We start from the raw sequence: 17,846 nt of genomic DNA, 5'->3' as shown, positions 1-17,846 counted from the left end.
TCGGCGTCAGCTCCGCAGGCCCGGGGCCTCCTGGCCCGTCCGGGCGACATATTCCGTGTAGCCGCCGCCGTACTGGTGGATGCCCTCGGGGGTGACTTCGAGCACCCGGTTCGACAGGGCCGCCAGGAAATGCCGGTCGTGGCTCACGAACAGCATGGTGCCCTCGTAGGCCGAGAGCGCCGCGATGAGCATCTCCTTGGTGCCCATGTCGAGGTGGTTGGTGGGCTCGTCGAGGACGAGGAAGTTCGGCGGGTCGAACAGCATCAGGGCCATGACGAGGCGGGCCTTCTCGCCACCCGACAGCACCCGGCAGCGCTTCTCGACATCGTCGCCGGAGAAGCCGAAGCAGCCGGCGAGCGCCCGGAGCGAGCCCTGCGCCGCCTGCGGGAACGCGTCTTCCAGGGTCTGGAACACCGTGCGCTCGCCGTCGAGCAGGTCCATGGCGTGCTGGGCGAAGTAGCCGAGCTTGACGCTGCCGCCGACGGAGACGGTGCCGTCATCGGCCTGGGTCGAGCCGGTGACGAGCTTCAGCAGGGTCGACTTGCCGGCGCCGTTGATGCCCATGACGCACCAGCGCTCCTTGCGCCGGATGGCGAAATCGAACCCCTCGTAGATCCGGCGGCTGCCATAGCTCTTGTGGACGTTCCTGAGCATCACGACGTCGTCGCCCGAGCGGGGCGGGGCCTGGAACTCGAACGCCACCGACTGCCGGCGCTTGGGCGGTTCGACGCGCTCGATCTTGTCGAGCTTCTTCACCCGGCTCTGCACCTGGGCGGCGTGGGAGGCCCGGGCCTTGAAGCGCTCGATGAACTTGATCTCCTTCGCCAGCATCGCCTGCTGGCGCTCGAACTGGGCCTGCTGGTGGGTCTCGTTGAGCGCCCGCTGCTGCTCGTAGAAGCCGTAGTCGCCCGAATAGGTGGTGAGGGTGCCGCCGTCGATCTCCACCACCTTGGTGACGATGCGGTTCATGAACTCGCGGTCGTGCGAGGTCATCAGCAGGGCGCCCTCGAAATTCTTCAGGAAGGCCTCCAGCCAGATCAGGCTTTCCAGGTCGAGGTGGTTGGAGGGCTCGTCGAGGAGCATCACGTCGGGGTTCATGAGGAGGATGCGGGCGAGCGCCACGCGCATCTTCCAGCCGCCCGACAGCTTGCCGACATCGCCGTCCATCATCTCCTGGGAGAAGCTCAGGCCCGCCAGCACCTCGTAGGCCCGGCCTTCGAGGGCGTAGCCGTCGAGTTCCTCGAAGCGCGCCTGGACCTCGCCGTAGCGCTCGATCAGCGCCTCCATCTCGTCCATGCGATCGGGATCGGCGAGCCCCGCCTCCAGGGCCTTCAGCTCGGTGCCGACGACGCTCACGGGGCCGGCGCCGTCCATGACCGCCGAGACCACGGAGCAGCCGGACATCTCGCCGACATCCTGGCTGAAATACCCGATAGTGATGCCCTTGTCGGTGGCGACCTGGCCCTCGTCGGGCTCCTCCTCGCCGGTGATCATCCGGAACAGGGTGGTCTTTCCGGCGCCGTTGGGGCCGACGAGGCCGACCTTCTCGCCCTTCTGCAGGGCGGCGGACGCCTCGATGAAGACGATCTGCCGGCCGTTCTGCTTGCCGATTTTTTCGAGGCGGATCATGCGCGCGCGGGACCTTGCTTCAAGTCCCGCGCCTTTACGGCATGGCGCGCGCGAGCGGAAGGGAAGGGCGCGCGCGAGCGGAAGGGAAGGCGGTCTAATCGACCGGCGGCGCCGGGAGATCCACGGCGCGCGGCCGCCCGGCATCGTCGATAGCGACGAAGGTGAAGGTCGCCTCCGTCACCTTCTCGCGGACCTGCGTGCGGAAGCGCCGGGCCCAGGCCTCGACCTCGATCTTCATGGAGGTGCGGCCGACATGGCCGACGCGGGTGTAGACGCAGAGCACGTCGCCGACGCGCACCGGCCGGATGAAGGTCATGGCGTCCACCGCCACGGTGACGACGCGCCCCTGGGCCCGATCGACGCCCGCGATGCCGCCGGCCTGATCCATCTGCGACATCACCCAGCCGCCGAAGATGTCGCCGTTGGCATTGGTGTCCGCAGGCATCGCGCTGGTGCGGACCGTGAGGTCGCCGCGCGGACCGCCATCTTCTTCCACCGTCATTCCAACCCGCTCCCGACGCGATTCGCCCGACCCTACGCGAATTCCGCACCGCCGGCAGGCCGGACCGGTCCCGTCACGGCAGGATACCGAAGAAGGCCAGGCCGCCGGCGAGGATGACGGCGGCGACCGAGACGAGCAGGTCGAGGGGCATCGATCGCCAGAGGTCGCGGGCCGGCGCCGCGGTCGCTGCGAGTTCGGTCATGGCGTACCTCCGGGCAGGGCCAGGATGGACCCGCCTAAACCTACAGCACCATTCTGCACATCCGCGAACCAATTGCTGCATTTTCTTGCAAAAAAGCCTGGCGGCTCGGGGTGAGCTGCCAGGCTTTGGGGCAAAATGGGTAGGCCGGCGATGCGGTGCCGCCGCAGGGCGGCACCGGAACCACGCTCAGTAGAAGCGGCGCGGGCCGTAGAACGGACGCGGGCCATAGAAGCGGCGCGGACCGCCATAGAACCGACGCGGGCCGTAGAAGCGGCGGCCGTAATACGGACGACGGTAGAAGGGGCGCGGGCCGTAGAAGCGACGGCGGTAGCCGTAATACTGCACGGTCTGCGCAACCGCCGGGGCGGCCTCGCTCTGAAGGGCGAGGGCGGGACCGATGGGGGCGGCGGAGGCGCCTTGCGGTGCCATCGCGGCAAATCCTAAGGCCAGCAGCGCGGCCAGCACGAGTTTCCTCAGCACGTTCTCAAACTCCTTGAGATAGGTCGGCGGGACGTGAGGAGCCGACGGGTCCGGGCACGGTTCCGGGTCTTGCCCGGTCGCATCAAACGCATGACGGCACGAAGCGTTGCCGGTGCGGATTCGTCTCACCGGAAAGTGAGTCAACGAAGCCTGATGGGTGGCTCCCGCCCCTCAGGCGATCTTCAGGGTCATGTCCACGGTCGGCGCAGCCGCGCTGCCCTTCACCAGGGCGATGCCGTGCTCGCAATCCTCGCGGCGCCCGTAGCCTTCGGCGGAATCGGCCACCACGTTGCCGTTGGTCGCCCGCAGGCGCCAGCGCCATTCGCCCGCCGCGTCCCGGTAGAGTTCGAACCGCATGGTGTCCTCGCGCATCGACGTCAACGCTCAAGATGGCGCGGCGCACCGGTGCGGCAATGGGCGTTCCGCACGCGAAAACGCCGCCCCGGAGGTCCGGGACGGCGTCAGCGTCATGACGGGATGGAAGGCTCAGCGCGGGAAGCGGTCGAGCCAGCCGATGGCGCGGCCTTCACCCGCACCGGCGCCGGCGCCCTGCGGGCGCGGGGCCCGCTGGCGGTTCTCGCCGCGCGGCTCGGACCGGTTCTCACCGGCTCCGGCCGGACGACGATCGCCGCGACCGTCCTGGGGCCGGGCGGCCCCATCGGGACGGGCGTTGCGACCGGGCGCACCCTGGCCGCCGCGACCACCGTCGCTGCGACCCTGGCCGGGGCGTCCGCCACCGGGACGGCCGCCGCCGGGGCGCTGGCCCTGGCGCTGACCGGGGCGCTGGCCCTGGGGCGCCGGACGGCGCTCCTCGGCCTGAGCGGCGTCCATGGCCTCCTGGCGCGACGGGGGCGTGAAGCCCTCGGGGAAGGCGCCGACGGGGATCTTCTGGCGCGTGGTGCGCTCGATGTCGCGCAGGTAGGCCTTCTCCTCGTCGTTGCAGAACGAGATGGCGAGGCCGTTGGCGCCGGCGCGGGCGGTGCGGCCGATGCGGTGCACGTAGCTTTCCGGCACGTTGGGCAGGTCGTAGTTGATGACGTGGCTCACGGCCTCGACGTCGATGCCGCGCGCGGCGATGTCGGTGGCGACCAGCACCCGGCACGAGCCGTCCTTGAAGGCGGCCAGGGCCCGTTCGCGCTGCGGCTGGGACTTGTTGCCGTGGATGGCGGACGCGTTGATCGTCACCTTCTCCAGGCCGCGCACCACGCGGTCGGCGCCGTGCTTGGTCCGGGTGAAGACGAGGACGCGCTCGATCTTCGGATCACGCAGGATGTGGTTCAGGAGCGCCTGCTTCGCGCCGGTATGGGCGAAGATGACCTCCTGGGTGACGCGCTCGGCGGTGGTCGCCACCGGCGTGACGGCGACCTGCACCGGATCGCGCAGGTACTGGTCGGCGAGGCCGGCGATGTTCTTCGGCATGGTGGCCGAGAAGAACAGGCTCTGGCGCTCCTTCGGCAGCATCTTCACGATGCGCTTGAGGGCGTGGATGAAGCCGAGGTCGAGCATCTGGTCGGCCTCGTCGAGGACGAGGATCTCGACGGCCTCGAGGGTCAGCGAGCGGCGCTCGATGAGGTCCATGAGGCGGCCCGGCGTGGCGACGAGGATGTCGACGCCGTTGGCGAGCGCCTTTTCCTGGCGCGAGATGGTGACGCCGCCGAACACCACGGTGTTGGTGAAGGACAGGTGCCGCCCATAATCCGAAAAGCTCTCGGCGATCTGGTTGGCGAGCTCGCGGGTCGGCGAGAGCACCAGCACGCGGCAGCCGCGGCGGATGGCTTTCCGCGGGTTCTGGGCGAGGCGGTGGAGGATCGGCAGCGCGAACGCGGCCGTCTTGCCGGTACCGGTCTGGGCGATGCCGCAGAGGTCGCGGCCTTCCATGGCGGGGCGGAGGGCCTGGGCCTGGATCGGGGTCGGCGTCTTGTAGCCGGCCTCCTCCAGCGCCCGCAGCACGGGCTGGGCGAGGCCGAAATCAGTAAATTGGGTCAAGTCGAATCTTTCAAGGCAGCGGGACCGTGGCGCACGCCATCCAACGATGGTCGGTGCGCAGATCGATGAGAATCGGTCCGTTGAGCTGGAGCCGCCCGCGTGCCGGGGCAGTCCGGGTGCATGCACGTTGAAGAGAGGGGCTCAGGTCGGTCGGAATTCGCTTGAAGCGACCCGTCGATCCGTCACGCAGCCCTCTCAAGCGGAACCATGACGGCCGCTGACGCTGCAACCGCCATATGCGTCTTCGCAGGTGCGAAGTCAATCATCGAAACCGATCAGGCGGTTGGCGGGGTGCGCAGGTGCGCGACGAAGTCCTGTGCGAAGGCGGGAAGGGCGGCGAGCGCCCGCACACAGATGGTCAGGTCCCGCACGGCCCAGGGGTCGAGGAGGGGCACCACCGCGATGGCCATGGTGCGCGCCGCCCGCGCCGCCGTGGTCTCCGGGACGATGCCGAGGCCGACGCCGCACTCGACGAGGCGGCAGACGGCATCGAAGCTGCGCAGCTGCACCCGCAGCCGCATGGGCCGCCCCGTGCGCGCGGCTTTGTCGGCGAGGAAGCGGGTCAGGGCGGAGGTGCGGTCGAGGCCGACGAGGTCGTGCTCCAGGACATCGGCGAAGGCCACGGACGGGGACCGGCTCAGGGCATGGCCGGCGGCGGCCACGACGACGAAGCGGTCCTGCCGGAACGGGTAGGTCTCCAGGGCCCCGGTATCGACGGTCCCGGCGACGATGCCGAGGTCGGCGGCGCCCTCGGCCACGAGGCCGACGATCTCGTCCGAGGTCCGTTCCTCGATGTCGACACTGACCCCGGTCTGGCGAGCGAGGAACGCGCTCAGGACCTCGGGCAGGAATTCGGTCAGCGCATTGGTGTTCGACAGGACCCGGATCTGCCCGACGGTGCCGCCGGAGAAGGCCGCGAGTTCGCCCTGCATCCGGTCAACCCCGTCGAGAAGATCCCGCGCATGGGCGAGCAGCGCGCGCCCGGCCGGCGTCGTGGTCACGCCCTGGCGGCCGCGGGTGAGGAGGGCGGCCCCGAGGGACACTTCCATGGCGCGGATGCGGGCGGACGCGGCGGCCAGCGCCAGGTTGGCCCGTGCCGCCCCATGGGTAATGGAGCCGGCCTCGACCACGTGGCGGAACAGGCCGAGATCGACGAGGTCGAACCGCATCATCGCGCCATGTCCCCGCACACGCTTCGTCGAAGGACTTTCTTAACCGTGCGGCGCGATGCTTCCCCCATGGTGATCCGTCGTCGCGTCCGTTCCGTGCTGATGCCCCTGGCGTTGTACGCCGTCTCGGGGCTCGTCGTCGGCTATTTCGTGCATCAGGCCGAGGGCGGCAATCGCGGCCTCGAAGCCAAGCGCGCCCTCAAGATCCAGGCCTACGGGCTCAATCAGGAACTCGCCGCCGTGAAGGCCGACCGGGCCGAGTGGGAGCACCGCGTCACCCTCCTGCGCAGCGACCAGATCGACCGCGACCTCCTGGAGGAGCGCGCCCGGGTGGTCCTCGGCCGGGTGCACGCCAACGACGTCGTCATCATCAACCCGTAGCCCGGTTTCGTCGCCTTGCCGGGCGGCGATCCGGCGCACCTGACAACGGTCCCGATCTGTCGGCGGGCCGGCCTCGCTTTCCCAAAACGCGTGTCCTAGAACCTCGGGGGAGAACAGACGGTCCCCGGGGAGAGAGCCGATGGATTCCGCAACCGAGGCGGGCCAGCCCAAATCCGACCTGACACCGTCGGAGGCCGCCCACGCGCCGGCTCCGAACACACCCCAATTCACCCGCGACGAAGACCTCCACGCCTACCACGAGATGCTGCTCATCCGCCGCTTCGAGGAGAAGGCGGGGCAGCTCTACGGCATGGGCCTCATCGGCGGGTTCTGCCACCTCTACATCGGCCAGGAAGCCGTCGTCATCGGCATGCAGATGGCGTCCATCGACGGCGATCAGGTCATCACCGGCTACCGCGACCACGGCCACATGCTGGCCTGCGGCATGGAGCCGAAGGGCGTGATGGCGGAGCTCACCGGCCGGCGCGGGGGCTATTCCCGCGGCAAGGGCGGCTCGATGCACATGTTCTCCCGCGAAAAGCAGTTCTTCGGCGGCCACGGCATCGTCGGCGCGCAGGTGTCCCTCGGGACGGGCCTCGCCTTCGCCGACGCCTACCGGAAGAACGGCCAGGTCAGCCTGACCTATATGGGCGACGGGGCCGCCAACCAGGGCCAGGTCTACGAGAGCTTCAACATGGCGCAGCTGTGGAAGCTGCCCGTGGTCTATGTCATCGAGAACAACCGCTACGCCATGGGCACCTCGGTGGCCCGCGCCTCGGCGCAGACGGACTTCTCCAGGCGCGGCATCTCGTTCGGCATTCCGGGCGAGCAGGTCGACGGCATGGACGTGCGCACCGTGCGCGAGGCCGCCGCGCGGGCCATCGAGCATGCCCGCTCGGGCGAAGGTCCCTACATCCTCGAGATGCAGACCTACCGCTATCGCGGCCACTCCATGTCCGATCCGGCGAAGTACCGGACGAAGGACGAGGTCTCGAAGATGCGCGACGAGCACGACCCCATCGAGATGGTGCGCAAGCGCCTGATCGAGGCCCACGGCGTGCCCGAAGCCGACCTCAAGGCCACCGACGCCAAGGTGCGCGAGACGGTCAACGACGCGGCCGAGTTCGCCACCCACGATCCCGAGCCCGATCCCGCCGAGCTGTGGACGGACATCCTTCTGGAGTCGCGCGCCTGAGGCCTGATCTCAAGAGCCGCCCACTTCCTCCTCGATCGACGAGTCTTTCATGGCGACCGACATCCTGATGCCCGCCCTGTCTCCGACCATGGAGGAGGGCAAGCTGTCGAAATGGCTGAAGCAGGAAGGCGACCCGGTCAAATCCGGCGACGTGCTGGCCGAGATCGAGACCGACAAGGCGACCATGGAGGTCGAGGCCATCGACGAGGGCGTGCTCGCCAAGATCCTGGTCGCGGAAGGCACCGAGGGCGTGAAGGTCAATACGCCCATCGCCGTCATCACCGCCGAGGGCGAGGATATCTCGGCGGCGTCCGCCCCGAAGCCCGCCACCGATGCGCCCGCCCAGGCCGCCCCGACCCCGACCATGCAGGCGGAAGGACAGGCCGGCGCCCCCGCGGCGACGGGCAAGACCGCCGACGATGCGCCCAAAGCGCCGGCGGCACCCGCCATCATCACCAACAAGGCGCCGGCGCCGGTGATGGCCGAGTTCCCGGAAGGGACCGAGATGGTCACCATGACCGTCCGCGAGGCCCTGCGCGACGCCATGGCGGAGGAGATGCGCGGCGACGAGTCCGTCTTCGTCATGGGCGAGGAGGTCGCCGAGTACCAGGGCGCCTACAAGATCACCCAGGGGCTGCTGCAGGAATTCGGCGCACGGCGCGTGGTCGACACTCCGATCACCGAGCACGGCTTCGCCGGCATCGGCGTCGGTGCGGCGTTCACGGGCCTGCGCCCCATCGTCGAGTTCATGACCTTCAACTTCGCCATGCAGGCCATCGACCACATCATCAACTCGGCGGCGAAAACCCTGTACATGTCGGGCGGCCAGCTCGGCTGTCCCATCGTGTTCCGCGGCCCCAACGGCGCGGCGGCTCGGGTCGGCGCCCAGCACAGCCACGACTACTCGGCCTGGTACTCCAACGTGCCCGGCCTCAAGGTCATCGCGCCCTATACGGCGTCCGACGCCAAGGGCCTGCTCAAGGCCGCGATCCGCGACCCGAACCCGATCATCTTCCTCGAGAACGAGATCCTCTACGGCCAGAGCTTCCCGGTGCCGAAGCTCGACGATTTCGTCCTGCCCATCGGCAAGGCCCGCATCCACCGCCCCGGCACTGACGTCACCATCGTGTCGTTCTCCATCGGCATGACCTACGCCCTCAAGGCCGCCCAGGCGCTCGCCGAGCAGGGCATTGAGGCGGAGGTCATCGACCTGCGCACCCTGCGCCCCATGGACACCGACACGGTTGTGGAATCGGTGCGTAAGACCGGCCGCTGCGTCACTGTGGAGGAGGGCTTCCCGCAATCGGGCATCGGCGCCGAGATCGTCGCCCGCCTGATGGTCGACGCCTTCGACTACCTCGACGCCCCGGTCCTGCGCGTCACCGGCAAGGACGTGCCGATGCCCTACGCGGCCAACCTCGAAAAACTCGCCCTGCCCAACGTCGCCGAGGTGATCGAGGCGGTCAAAGCCGTCTGCTACCGCTAGGGTGGCCGAAGACGTCCCCCGGTGTGAGGTGGGACCAACCCTTTCGTTCGGACAGGACATGACGAAGACCTTCGTGGAACTCTCCGCCCCGCCCGATGCCATCGAGAACGGTGGCATCGAGGTCCTGCGCGCCGCCGTCGTCGACGGCGCCGTGAGCGTGGCCCTGCGCCGCTCGTTCGACGATCCGGCGACCTGGGGCCGTCTGCTCATCGATCTCGCCCGACAGGCGGCGCGGACCTACGCCCTGGAGACCGAGATGTCGGACGCGGAAGCCTTCGAGCGCATCCGCGCCGGGTGGGAGGCCGAGGGCCTCGATCCCGGCGATCTGAACTAGCGGGGGACCCACCATGGCCGAGGCCGCCTTCCGCCGGGCCACCTACGCCGATCTCGAAGCCGTGCCGGACCATCTCGTGGCCGAGATCGTCGACGGCGCCCTGGAGACCCACCCAAGGCCGCGCCCGCGGCATGCGATGGCGGTGGCGGGCTTGGCGGCCGAGCTCGGTCCGCCCTTCGGTCGCGGCCGCGGCGGACCGGGCGGCTGGATCTTTATGGTCGAGCCGGAACTCCACCTCGAGTTCCACGTCGTGGTGCCGGATCTGGCCGGCTGGCGCCGCGAACGGCTGCCCGCCGAGCCGGAGACCGCTTACATCGAGACCCCGCCGGACTGGGTCTGCGAGATCCTCTCGCCCGCCACCGCCCGCCTCGATCGCGGCCCCAAGCGCCGCATCTACGCGGAGGCCGGTGTCGGCCATCTCTGGCTCCTCGATCCCGGTGACGGGGTGCTCGAAGCCTTTGCGCTCACGGGGCGCCAATGGCTGCTCCTCGGAACCGTCGCGCGCGGCGAGGCCGTCGCCCTGCCGCCCTTCGACGCCGTCCCGTTCCCCCTCGACAGCCTGTTTCCCTTCGACGATCCGGCCGCCCCGCCGTCCCCCTCGCTCGAGACCTGATGCCATGCCCGTCAACGTCCTGATGCCCGCCCTGTCGCCGACGATGGAGAAGGGCAACCTCGCGAAATGGCTCAAGAAGGAGGGCGACGCGGTGAAATCCGGCGACGTGCTCGCCGAGATCGAGACCGACAAGGCGACCATGGAGGTCGAGGCCGTCGACGAGGGCATCCTCGCCAAGATCCTTGTCCCCGAGGGCACGGCCGACGTGCCGGTCAACGACCTCATCGCCATCATCGCCAGCGAGGGCGAGGACCCGGCGAGCGTCCAGGCCGGCGGCGCTGCGAAGGCGGAGGCCCCCGAGGATGCGCCGAAAGCGCAAGTCACGAAGGACCCCGTCGGCGAGAACGCGACGCCCGGCGGCGGCCAGATGTCCTACGCCCGGGTGAACGAGGCACCGGACGGCGCCCGGCCGGCCCCGGCGCAGGGGGAGGGGGGACGGGTCTTCGCCTCGCCCCTGGCCCGCCGCATCGCCAAGCAGGAGGGCGTCGACCTCGCCTCGGTGACGGGCTCCGGCCCCCATGGCCGCGTGATCGAGCGCGATGTCCGCGCGGCGAAGGCCGCCGGCCCGGCGCCCGCCAAGACACCCGCCAAGACACTCGCCAAGACACAGGCGCCCGCGGATTCACCGGCGCCCGCCGAGGCTCCGAAGGCTGCGCCGACCGCCGCAGCGCCAAAGGCCGCGAGCCCGGCCGGCCTGTCCGTCGATCAGGTGCGCGGCTTCTACGCCAAGGGCACCTACGAAGAAGTGCCCCTGGACGGCATGCGCAAGACCATCGCCAAGCGCCTGACCGAGGCGACGCAGGTGGCCCCGCATTTCTACCTCACGGTGGATTGCGAGCTCGACGCCCTCATGGCCCTGCGCGAGCAGCTCAACCGGAGCGCCGGGCAGGGCAAGGACGGCAAGCCGCTGTTCAAGCTCTCGGTGAACGACTTCGTCATCAAGGCCATGGGCCTCGCCCTCATGCGTGTGCCGGCGGCCAACGCCGTCTGGGCCGAGGACCGCATCCTGCGCTTCGACAACGCCGAGGTCGGGGTGGCGGTGGCCATCGACGGGGGGCTGTTCACCCCGGTGATCCGCCGCGCCGATCAGAAGACGCTTTCCACCATCTCCAACGAGATGAAGGACTTCGCGGCCCGGGCGCGCGCCAAGAAGCTGAAGCCGGAAGAGTACCAGGGCGGCGTCACCTCGGTGTCGAATCTCGGCATGTTCGGCATCAAGCACTTCACGGCGGTGATCAACCCGCCGCAATCCTCAATCCTCGCCGTGGGTGCCGGCGAGAAGCGGGTCGTGGTCAGGGACGGCGCCCCGGCCGTCGCGCAGGTGATGACGGCCACGCTGTCCTGCGACCACCGGGTGCTCGACGGGGCCTTGGGGGCGGAGTTGATCTCGGCGTTCAAGGCACTGATCGAGAGCCCCATGGGGATGTTGGTATAAATTACGAGTGAATTCTTGGATTGGATATTATCGCAAATGAAAATTACTGCAGATATAATCACTGCCATAGCTTGGCCTGGGGCTATAGTTTTTATTGTACTATACTTTAGAAAAAACTTAAATAGAATACTCGGAAATCTTAATTTTCAGCTTGAAAACGGGTTAAATGTAAAATGGAAGGACTTCGAGTTCAAAGGAGTATCAATCTTTGCTGACAGTAAAGGACAGAATGACTATTATACTGTAGTTGAAGCAGATCAAGTTTTGTTTCAAAAGAGAACCGAAGCTTACGCGAGGCATAAAAATCTAATGCTGGTTCACCGCGCGAAGAGGACTGATAAAACACACGCCGGCTCAGGTCTAGATATCTATGAGCTGTCTGTATACTTGATTGGACATAAAAGCTATGGAAAAATTAACGACGTAAAATCTGTTGAGTACTATTTCGGACAGCATTTCGGAATAAAAGAATATCCGTATGGATACAAGTATATTATTGAAAATGGATCTGAAGGCTTTGCTGTAAAAATTACCGCGTATGGGCCAACTCTATGCGAGGCTCGGATTAAATACCACGATGGAAGAGAAGCAACTTTAAATCGATATCTGGATTTTGAGGGGACTGGATATCAGTTTAACGCTGCTACCAATCATTTCGACTCGCAAAAACTTCGAGAACACCTTTGAGGATGATTAGATGGCCGACACCTACGACATCCTCGTCATCGGCGCGGGCCCCGGCGGCTACGTCGCGGCGATCCGGGCGGCGCAGCTCGGGTTCAAGACCGCGGTGGTGGACCGCGAGCATCTCGGCGGCATTTGCCTGAACTGGGGCTGCATTCCGACGAAAGCCCTGCTGCGGTCGGCCGAAATCTACCACTACATGCAGCACGCCGCCGATTACGGCCTGTCGGCGGACAATGTCGGGTTCGATACGGCCGCCATCGTCAAGCGCTCCCGCGGGGTCTCCACGCGCCTCAACGGCGGCGTCGGCATGCTGCTGAAGAAGAACAAGGTCGACGTGATTTGGGGCGAGGCCACCATCGAGTCCGCCGCGAAGGGCGACGTGCCAGGCCGGGTCACGGTGAAGGAAACGAGCCGCGCGCCCGCCCCGAAGGGTGCCCTGGCGGCCGGCGCGTATGCGGCCAAGCACATCATCGTCGCCACCGGGGCCCGGCCCCGCGCGATCCCGGGCATCGAGCCGGACAGGAAGCAGATCTGGACCTACTACGAGGCCATGGTGCCGGAGGCGATGCCGAAGTCACTCCTCGTCATGGGCTCGGGCGCCATCGGTATCGAGTTCGCCTCGTTCTACCGCACCATGGGCGCCGAGGTGACGGTGATCGAGCTGCTGCCGCAGATCCTCCCCGTGGAGGATGCCGAGATCGCGGGCCTCGCCCGCAAGCGGTTCGAAAAGCAGGGCATCAAGATCCTCACCGGCGCCAAGGTCACGAAGGTGGAGAAGGCAGCCGACTCCGTCACGGCAACCATCGAAACGGGCGGCGGCAAGACACAGACCCTGACGGCTGAGAAACTGATCTCGGCGGTGGGCGTCGTCGGCAACATCGAGGGGCTGGGGCTCGAGGGACTCGGCGTCGCCATCGACCGCGGCATCGTCGTCACCGACGGCTTGGGGCGGACCAACGTGCCGGGCGTCTACGCCATCGGCGACGTCGCCGGCCCGCCGATGCTGGCCCACAAGGCCGAGCACGAGGGCGTGCTCTGCGTCGAGACCATCAAGGGCCTGCCGACCCACGCCATGGACAAGGCCAAGATCCCGGGTTGCACCTACTGTCAGCCGCAGATCGCCTCCGTAGGCCTCACGGAAGCGAAGGCCAAGGAACAGGGCTTTTCCGTCAAGGTCGGCCGCTTCCCCTTCGCGGGCAACGGCAAGGCCATCGCGCTCGGCGAGCCGGACGGCCTGGTGAAGACGATCTTCGACGCCAAGACCGGCCAACTGCTCGGCGCCCACATGGTCGGCGCGGAAGTCACCGAACTGATCCAGGGCTACGTCGTGGCGATGAACCTCGAGACCACGGAAGAAGACCTGATGCACACGGTCTTCCCGCACCCGACCTTGAGCGAGATGATGCACGAGAGCGTCCTCGACGCCTATGGTCGTGTGATCCACGCCTGATCGGACGAAAAAGGGCCGCCCGCGCTCGACGCCGGACGGCCCGTTCTGAACGGGGTCCGGTCCGCCCGGGGCGGACCGGACCGACCAATGCTTACTTCTTCTTGCTGTACTCGAAGGCCGGGGCGGACTTCAGGGTGTCCTTGTCGGTGTCGACGAGGGCCCGCAGGGTGTTGTCCTTGCGCGACAGGGTGATGCTCGACGGGCTGACCGAGACGTAGCGCTCGCCGAGACCCAGGAAGCCCCCGACGCCCAGCACCACGGCGCTGACCGTCTTGCCGTCGACGATCACGAGATCTTCGATCTCGCCGACGGTCTCGTTGTTGTTGTTGTAGACATTGAGACCGATGAGCTTGGACGACAGGACGTCCGCGGGCTGCGTGGCCACGAAGACCACCTTTGCGACGGCCTTGTCGGCCATCAGCATGCCCGTCCCGGCGCCGGTGCCGGCCGCCGCGGGGGCGGTCGTCGTCGGGGCGGTCGTCGCGGGCGCCGGCTTGACGGTCTCCTGGGCGAAGGCGAGCGTGGGCAGCGCCGCGACGAGCGCGACGGCGAGAACGGACTTCAGGGCCATGGGATTTCCTTGGATGGGCAGCCCGCGCCGATGATCGGAGCGGAAACGCCGTCTGTAACGGCAGATTCCAGGGTGAGTTCCCCCCAATCGCGGCAAATTGCCTGCGAATGAGGCAATGCATGCCGGGCGTCCAACCGGGCTGACAGATCTTCCGGGTCGTAGCCCGAGGCAGCGACCGCAGTTTGCGATGGGGGCAGCGAGGTCTTAGATCATCACGGTGGCGATTATCACGGTGGCACCTGCCGTCGTGGGCGCACACAAACGGTGTGACATGGCCGTCGTCCTCGATCTTCTGCGCAACGATCAGCGTCCCAGGCATCCGGAGAAGGCGCACCGGCCCGACAAGCCGATCCAGCGCAAGCCGGACTGGATCCGTGTCAAGGCACCGGGCTCCCCCGGCTGGGCCGAGACCAGCCGGATCGTGCACGAGCACGGCCTCGTCACCGTGTGCGAGGAAGCCGGCTGCCCGAACATCGGCGAATGCTGGGAGAAGCGGCACGCCACCTTCATGATCATGGGCGACACCTGCACGCGGGCCTGCTCGTTCTGCAACGTCCGCACGGGTCTGCCGAAGGGCTTGGACGCGGACGAGCCGGAGAAACTGGCGGATTCCGTGGCGAAGCTCGGCCTGCACCACGTCGTCGTCACCTCCGTCGACCGGGACGACCTCGCCGACGGCGGCGCTGAGCATTTCGCCCGGACCATCCGGGCGATCCGGCGCATGAGCCCCGCCACCACCATCGAGATCCTGACGCCCGACTTCCTGCGCAAGGACGGTGCCCTCGAAGTGGTGGTCGCGGCCAGGCCCGACGTGTTCAACCACAACATGGAGACGGTGCCGGGCAACTACCTCACCGTCCGCCCCGGCGCCCGCTACTTCCACTCCGTGCGCCTGCTGCAGCGGGTGAAGGAGCTCGACCCGACGATCTTCACCAAGTCCGGCATCATGGTGGGGCTGGGCGAGGAGCGGAACGAAGTGGTCCAGCTCATGGACGACCTGCGCTCGGCCGACGTCGATTTCCTCACCATCGGGCAGTACCTCCAGCCGACGAAGAAGCACCACGAGGTGGTGCGCTTCGTGCCGCCCGACGAGTTCAAGGGCCTGGAGACCACGGCCTATGCCAAGGGTTTTCTGCTGGTCTCGGCCACCCCCCTGACCCGCTCGTCCCACCATGCCGGCGAGGATTTTTCGCGACTGAAGGCGGCGCGGCTCGCCCGTCTGGCGCCGGAGGGGGTGCCGGCTTGACGCATTGGCCGGAAAACCGGTTCCCACCCTCGGGAGCGATGCTGTAGAAGCCCCGCATGCCGTCCTTCCGTATCGACCGCCTCGTGCGGCACAGCCCGCGCGCGATGTACGACCTCGTCGCCGACGTGGAGCGCTACCCCGAGTTCCTGCCTCTCTGCGAGTCCCTGCGCATCCTGCGCCGGCAGCCGGGGGAGAATGGCACCGAGATTCTCGTCGCCGAGATGGGCGTCGGCTACAAGGCCATCCGCGAGCGCTTCACCACGCGGGTGACCCTCGATCCGGCGAACCTCAAGATCGTGGCCGAATACATCGACGGGCCGTTCCGCCACCTCGAGAACCGCTGGCTGTTCAAGGAAGCGGACGGGGCCGGCTGCAACGTCGATTTCTTCATCACCTACGAGTTCAAGAGCCGGACCCTGGGCCTCCTCATGGGGACGATGTTCGACCGGGCGTTCCGCAAGTTCACCGACGCCTTCGAGGCGCGGGCCGACCGGGTCTACGGCGCCGCCTGAGCCACCGTCCGGGCTGCGCCGCCCCCCAGTTCGTTCATGAGGAACTCTTAGGACGAGATAGTCTCGGGCGGCTCCACCGGAGCCCTCATGCCGCGCAGGGCCCGCACGGCCCGGTGCCAGCCATCGAGGCGCCGGGCACGGTCGGTCTCCGGCATCGACGGGGTGAACCGGCGCTCCAGGCTCCAGGTTCGCGCGAACTCCGCCGGCTCGGGATAGAGCCCGGCATTCCAGCCCGCCAGGTAAGCGGCCCCGAGGGCCGTCGTTTCCCGCACCATCGGCCGGTCCACCGGTAAGCCGAGGAGATCGGCGAGACGCTGCAGGGTCCAGTCCGAGGCGGCCATTCCGCCATCGGCCCGCAGGACGGTCCCGGTCTCGGGGCTCGGCCAGTCGGCCCGCATGGCCTCCAGGAGATCATGGGTCTGGTAGCAGACGCTCTCCAGGGCCGCGCGGGCGAGGTCCTTCGGGCCGGTATCGCGGGCGAGCCCGAACAGGGCGCCGCGCACGTCGGGCTCCCAGTAGGGCGCGCCGAGGCCGACGAAGGCGGGCACGAGATAGACCTCCGAGGACGGATCGGCCTGGGCCGCCAGCGGCCCGCTCTCGGCGGCGTCGCGGATGAGGCCGAGGCCGTCGCGCAGCCACTGGACGGCCGCGCCCGCCACGAAGATCGAGCCTTCCAGGGCGTAGGTGCGCTCTCCGGCGAACTGGTAGGCGATGGTGGTCAGGAGCCGGTTGCGGGAGGTGCGCGCGTCCGGGCCGGTGTTCAGGAGGGCGAAGCATCCGGTGCCGTAGGTGGCCTTGACCATGCCGGGCGAGAAGCACGCCTGCCCGATGGTGGCCGCCTGCTGGTCGCCCGCCACGCCGCGGATCGGGATCGCGGCGCCGAACAGGTCGGGCCGGGTCGTGCCGAAATCCCCGGCGCAGTCGCGGACCTCCGGCAGCAGGGCGCGGGGGATCCCGAACAGGGCGAGCAGATCGTCGTCCCAGGCCCCGCGATGGATGTCGAACAGGGCGGTCCGGGCGGCGTTGGTGGCATCCGTGGCGTGGAGGCCGCCCGTGAGGCGCCACAGCAGCCACGAATCCACCGTACCGAAGGCGAGGTCGCCGCGCTCGGCGCGGGCGCGGGCGCCCGGCACGGCGTCGAGGAGCCACGCGATCTTGGTGGCCGAGAAGTACGGGTCGAGGATGAGGCCGGTGCGGGCGGTGACGAGGGGCTCGTGGCCCTCCGCCTTCAGGCGCGCGCAGTGCCCAGCCGTGCGCCGGTCCTGCCAGACCAGGGCCGGATGGATCGGCGCGCCCGTGGCCCGATCCCAGATCAGGGTGGTCTCGCGCTGGTTGGTGATCCCCAGCGCCGCCACCGACGCCGCCGTCGCTCCGGCCCGCGCCAGCACCGCCCGCACGGTGGTGAGCACGCTGGCCCAGATGCCCTCCGGATCGTGCTCGACCCAGCCGGAGGCCGGATAGGCCTGCGCGATCTCGGCCTGCGCCACCCCCGCCACCGACAGATCGGGCCGGAACAGCATGGCGCGCGTCGAGGTGGTGCCCTGGTCGATGGCGAGAACGAACGTCGTCATGGGGCGAAGCTCCGTTCCGGGGTCAGGCCGCGCAGGTCGCGCGGGCGAGGTGGGCTTCGAGGGCGGCGATCTCGGCGGGCCGGAAGCGCAGGCCGAGCTTCGAGCGGCGCCACAGGACGTCATCGGCGGTGCGTGCCCATTCGCGGGCCACGAGGTGATCGACCTCCGCCCGGGTCAGGTCGGCCCCGAGGACGCCGCCGAGATCGGCGAGACTTTCCGCCTCCCCGAGGATCGCGGCGGCGCGGGTGCCGTAGGCGCGCACGAGCCGCGCGGCGTGGTCCGGCGCGAGCCACGGATAGGCGTCGCGGAGACCGTCCACCACGGCGCCGTACCCGTCGCGGGGGAAGTCGCCGCCGGGCAGCGGGCTCCTGGCGGTCCAGGGGGGCCGGTTCAGGCA

General features: G+C 68.2%; 20 protein-coding genes. 10 read left to right on the top strand and 10 right to left on the bottom strand.

The window, feature by feature from the left end; genetic code table 11:
* Positions 1 to 6: 6 nt before the first annotated feature.
* The 7 genes from FV218_RS14850 to FV218_RS14825 all read right to left on the bottom strand — a co-directional run bounded on the left by FV218_RS14850 (position 7) and on the right by FV218_RS14825 (position 5,971).
* Entirely contained in the window at positions 7 to 1,629 is a 1,623-nt protein-coding gene (locus tag FV218_RS14850; RefSeq protein WP_147710429.1) for an ABC-F family ATP-binding cassette domain-containing protein, read from the bottom strand.
* Between the two features lie 94 nt (positions 1,630 to 1,723).
* A complete protein-coding gene (locus tag FV218_RS14845; RefSeq protein ID WP_056092825.1) occupies positions 1,724 to 2,131 on the bottom strand; it encodes an acyl-CoA thioesterase in 408 nt (135 codons plus the stop codon).
* A gap of 73 nt (positions 2,132 to 2,204) precedes the next feature.
* Entirely contained in the window at positions 2,205 to 2,333 is a 129-nt protein-coding gene (locus FV218_RS23455; RefSeq protein ID WP_281407856.1) for a hypothetical protein, read from the bottom strand.
* A 186-nt stretch (positions 2,334 to 2,519) separates the two neighbouring features.
* Positions 2,520 to 2,813, bottom strand: coding sequence for a hypothetical protein (locus tag FV218_RS14840; protein ID WP_147710427.1), 294 nt, complete (start codon positions 2,811 to 2,813; stop codon positions 2,520 to 2,522).
* 171 nt (positions 2,814 to 2,984) lie between these two features.
* Positions 2,985 to 3,170 carry a DUF1508 domain-containing protein gene (locus FV218_RS14835; protein ID WP_056094133.1) on the bottom strand — a complete coding sequence of 62 codons (186 nt, stop codon included), beginning with the start codon at positions 3,168 to 3,170 and terminating at the stop codon, positions 2,985 to 2,987.
* A 129-nt stretch (positions 3,171 to 3,299) separates the two neighbouring features.
* Positions 3,300 to 4,799, bottom strand: coding sequence for a DEAD/DEAH box helicase (locus FV218_RS14830; protein ID WP_147710425.1), 1,500 nt, complete (start codon positions 4,797 to 4,799; stop codon positions 3,300 to 3,302).
* Positions 4,800 to 5,074: 275 nt separating this feature from the next.
* The gene (locus tag FV218_RS14825; RefSeq protein WP_246685134.1) at positions 5,075 to 5,971 is read right to left on the bottom strand and encodes a LysR substrate-binding domain-containing protein; all 897 of its coding nucleotides are present in this window, start codon (positions 5,969 to 5,971) and stop codon (positions 5,075 to 5,077) included.
* Between the two features lie 66 nt (positions 5,972 to 6,037).
* Between FV218_RS14825 and FV218_RS14820 the strand changes: the two genes are divergently transcribed.
* The 8 genes from FV218_RS14820 to lpdA all read left to right on the top strand — a co-directional run bounded on the left by FV218_RS14820 (position 6,038) and on the right by lpdA (position 13,549).
* A complete protein-coding gene (locus FV218_RS14820) occupies positions 6,038 to 6,349 on the top strand; it encodes a septum formation initiator family protein (RefSeq protein WP_056092818.1) in 312 nt (103 codons plus the stop codon).
* A 139-nt stretch (positions 6,350 to 6,488) separates the two neighbouring features.
* Positions 6,489 to 7,544, top strand: coding sequence for a pyruvate dehydrogenase (acetyl-transferring) E1 component subunit alpha (gene pdhA, locus FV218_RS14815; RefSeq protein WP_147710423.1), 1,056 nt, complete (start codon positions 6,489 to 6,491; stop codon positions 7,542 to 7,544).
* Positions 7,545 to 7,593: 49 nt separating this feature from the next.
* On the top strand, positions 7,594 to 9,030 hold the full coding sequence (locus FV218_RS14810; protein ID WP_056092814.1) for a pyruvate dehydrogenase complex E1 component subunit beta: 1,437 nt from the start codon (positions 7,594 to 7,596) through the stop codon (positions 9,028 to 9,030).
* A gap of 58 nt (positions 9,031 to 9,088) precedes the next feature.
* A complete protein-coding gene (locus tag FV218_RS14805; RefSeq protein ID WP_147710421.1) occupies positions 9,089 to 9,364 on the top strand; it encodes a DUF5076 domain-containing protein in 276 nt (91 codons plus the stop codon).
* A gap of 13 nt (positions 9,365 to 9,377) precedes the next feature.
* Complete coding sequence (locus FV218_RS14800; protein ID WP_147710419.1) at positions 9,378 to 9,977, top strand: Uma2 family endonuclease; 600 nt, start codon at positions 9,378 to 9,380, stop codon at positions 9,975 to 9,977.
* Between the two features lie 4 nt (positions 9,978 to 9,981).
* Entirely contained in the window at positions 9,982 to 11,412 is a 1,431-nt protein-coding gene (locus FV218_RS14795) for a pyruvate dehydrogenase complex dihydrolipoamide acetyltransferase (protein WP_147710418.1), read from the top strand.
* A gap of 36 nt (positions 11,413 to 11,448) precedes the next feature.
* Positions 11,449 to 12,099 (top strand): pYEATS domain-containing protein, encoded by a 651-nt coding sequence (locus FV218_RS14790; RefSeq protein WP_147710416.1) that lies wholly within the window; start codon positions 11,449 to 11,451, stop codon positions 12,097 to 12,099.
* Between the two features lie 10 nt (positions 12,100 to 12,109).
* Entirely contained in the window at positions 12,110 to 13,549 is a 1,440-nt protein-coding gene (gene lpdA, locus FV218_RS14785; protein WP_147710414.1) for a dihydrolipoyl dehydrogenase, read from the top strand.
* A gap of 91 nt (positions 13,550 to 13,640) precedes the next feature.
* On the opposite strand, the gene FV218_RS14780 is transcribed toward lpdA, so the two are convergent.
* Positions 13,641 to 14,120, bottom strand: coding sequence for a PRC-barrel domain-containing protein (locus tag FV218_RS14780; RefSeq protein ID WP_056092801.1), 480 nt, complete (start codon positions 14,118 to 14,120; stop codon positions 13,641 to 13,643).
* A gap of 271 nt (positions 14,121 to 14,391) precedes the next feature.
* On the opposite strand from FV218_RS14780, the gene lipA reads away from it, so the two are divergent.
* Positions 14,392 to 15,366: a lipoyl synthase gene (lipA, locus tag FV218_RS14775; protein ID WP_147710412.1), complete on the top strand. Its 975-nt coding sequence runs from the start codon at positions 14,392 to 14,394 to the stop codon at positions 15,364 to 15,366.
* A gap of 56 nt (positions 15,367 to 15,422) precedes the next feature.
* Positions 15,423 to 15,878 (top strand): type II toxin-antitoxin system RatA family toxin, encoded by a 456-nt coding sequence (locus FV218_RS14770; protein WP_147710410.1) that lies wholly within the window; start codon positions 15,423 to 15,425, stop codon positions 15,876 to 15,878.
* A 47-nt stretch (positions 15,879 to 15,925) separates the two neighbouring features.
* Here the strand turns inward: FV218_RS14770 and glpK are convergent, their stop codons facing one another.
* Both glpK and FV218_RS14760 read right to left on the bottom strand, forming a co-directional pair.
* The gene (gene glpK / locus FV218_RS14765) at positions 15,926 to 17,449 is read right to left on the bottom strand and encodes a glycerol kinase GlpK (RefSeq protein ID WP_147710408.1); all 1,524 of its coding nucleotides are present in this window, start codon (positions 17,447 to 17,449) and stop codon (positions 15,926 to 15,928) included.
* Between the two features lie 22 nt (positions 17,450 to 17,471).
* The coding region (locus tag FV218_RS14760; protein WP_281407853.1) for a glycerol-3-phosphate dehydrogenase C-terminal domain-containing protein at positions 17,472 to 17,846 on the bottom strand (375 nt) is incomplete at its 5' end.

It is taken from the genome of Methylobacterium sp. WL69 (assembly GCF_008039485.1).
Lineage (GTDB): Bacteria > Pseudomonadota > Alphaproteobacteria > Rhizobiales > Beijerinckiaceae > Methylobacterium.
This window is presented reverse-complemented; position numbering and strand designations above follow the sequence as displayed.

What these genes read in the sequence shown, in the direction of transcription:
- FV218_RS14850 (WP_147710429.1), bottom strand. Translation starts at nt 1,629, where the DNA reads ATGATCCGCCTCGAAAAAATCGGCAAGCAGAACGGCCGGCAGATCGTC.
- FV218_RS14845 (WP_056092825.1), bottom strand. Translation starts at nt 2,131, where the DNA reads ATGACGGTGGAAGAAGATGGCGGTCCGCGCGGCGACCTCACGGTCCGC.
- FV218_RS23455 (WP_281407856.1), bottom strand. Translation starts at nt 2,333, where the DNA reads ATGACCGAACTCGCAGCGACCGCGGCGCCGGCCCGCGACCTCTGGCGA.
- FV218_RS14835 (WP_056094133.1), bottom strand. Translation starts at nt 3,170, where the DNA reads ATGCGGTTCGAACTCTACCGGGACGCGGCGGGCGAATGGCGCTGGCGC.
- FV218_RS14825 (WP_246685134.1), bottom strand. Translation starts at nt 5,971, where the DNA reads ATGATGCGGTTCGACCTCGTCGATCTCGGCCTGTTCCGCCACGTGGTC.
- FV218_RS14820 (WP_056092818.1), top strand. Translation starts at nt 6,038, where the DNA reads ATGGTGATCCGTCGTCGCGTCCGTTCCGTGCTGATGCCCCTGGCGTTG.
- pdhA (WP_147710423.1), top strand. Translation starts at nt 6,489, where the DNA reads ATGGATTCCGCAACCGAGGCGGGCCAGCCCAAATCCGACCTGACACCG.
- FV218_RS14810 (WP_056092814.1), top strand. Translation starts at nt 7,594, where the DNA reads ATGGCGACCGACATCCTGATGCCCGCCCTGTCTCCGACCATGGAGGAG.
- FV218_RS14805 (WP_147710421.1), top strand. Translation starts at nt 9,089, where the DNA reads ATGACGAAGACCTTCGTGGAACTCTCCGCCCCGCCCGATGCCATCGAG.
- FV218_RS14800 (WP_147710419.1), top strand. Translation starts at nt 9,378, where the DNA reads ATGGCCGAGGCCGCCTTCCGCCGGGCCACCTACGCCGATCTCGAAGCC.
- FV218_RS14795 (WP_147710418.1), top strand. Translation starts at nt 9,982, where the DNA reads ATGCCCGTCAACGTCCTGATGCCCGCCCTGTCGCCGACGATGGAGAAG.
- FV218_RS14790 (WP_147710416.1), top strand. Translation starts at nt 11,449, where the DNA reads ATGAAAATTACTGCAGATATAATCACTGCCATAGCTTGGCCTGGGGCT.
- lpdA (WP_147710414.1), top strand. Translation starts at nt 12,110, where the DNA reads ATGGCCGACACCTACGACATCCTCGTCATCGGCGCGGGCCCCGGCGGC.
- FV218_RS14780 (WP_056092801.1), bottom strand. Translation starts at nt 14,120, where the DNA reads ATGGCCCTGAAGTCCGTTCTCGCCGTCGCGCTCGTCGCGGCGCTGCCC.
- lipA (WP_147710412.1), top strand. Translation starts at nt 14,392, where the DNA reads ATGGCCGTCGTCCTCGATCTTCTGCGCAACGATCAGCGTCCCAGGCAT.
- FV218_RS14770 (WP_147710410.1), top strand. Translation starts at nt 15,423, where the DNA reads ATGCCGTCCTTCCGTATCGACCGCCTCGTGCGGCACAGCCCGCGCGCG.
- glpK (WP_147710408.1), bottom strand. Translation starts at nt 17,449, where the DNA reads ATGACGACGTTCGTTCTCGCCATCGACCAGGGCACCACCTCGACGCGC.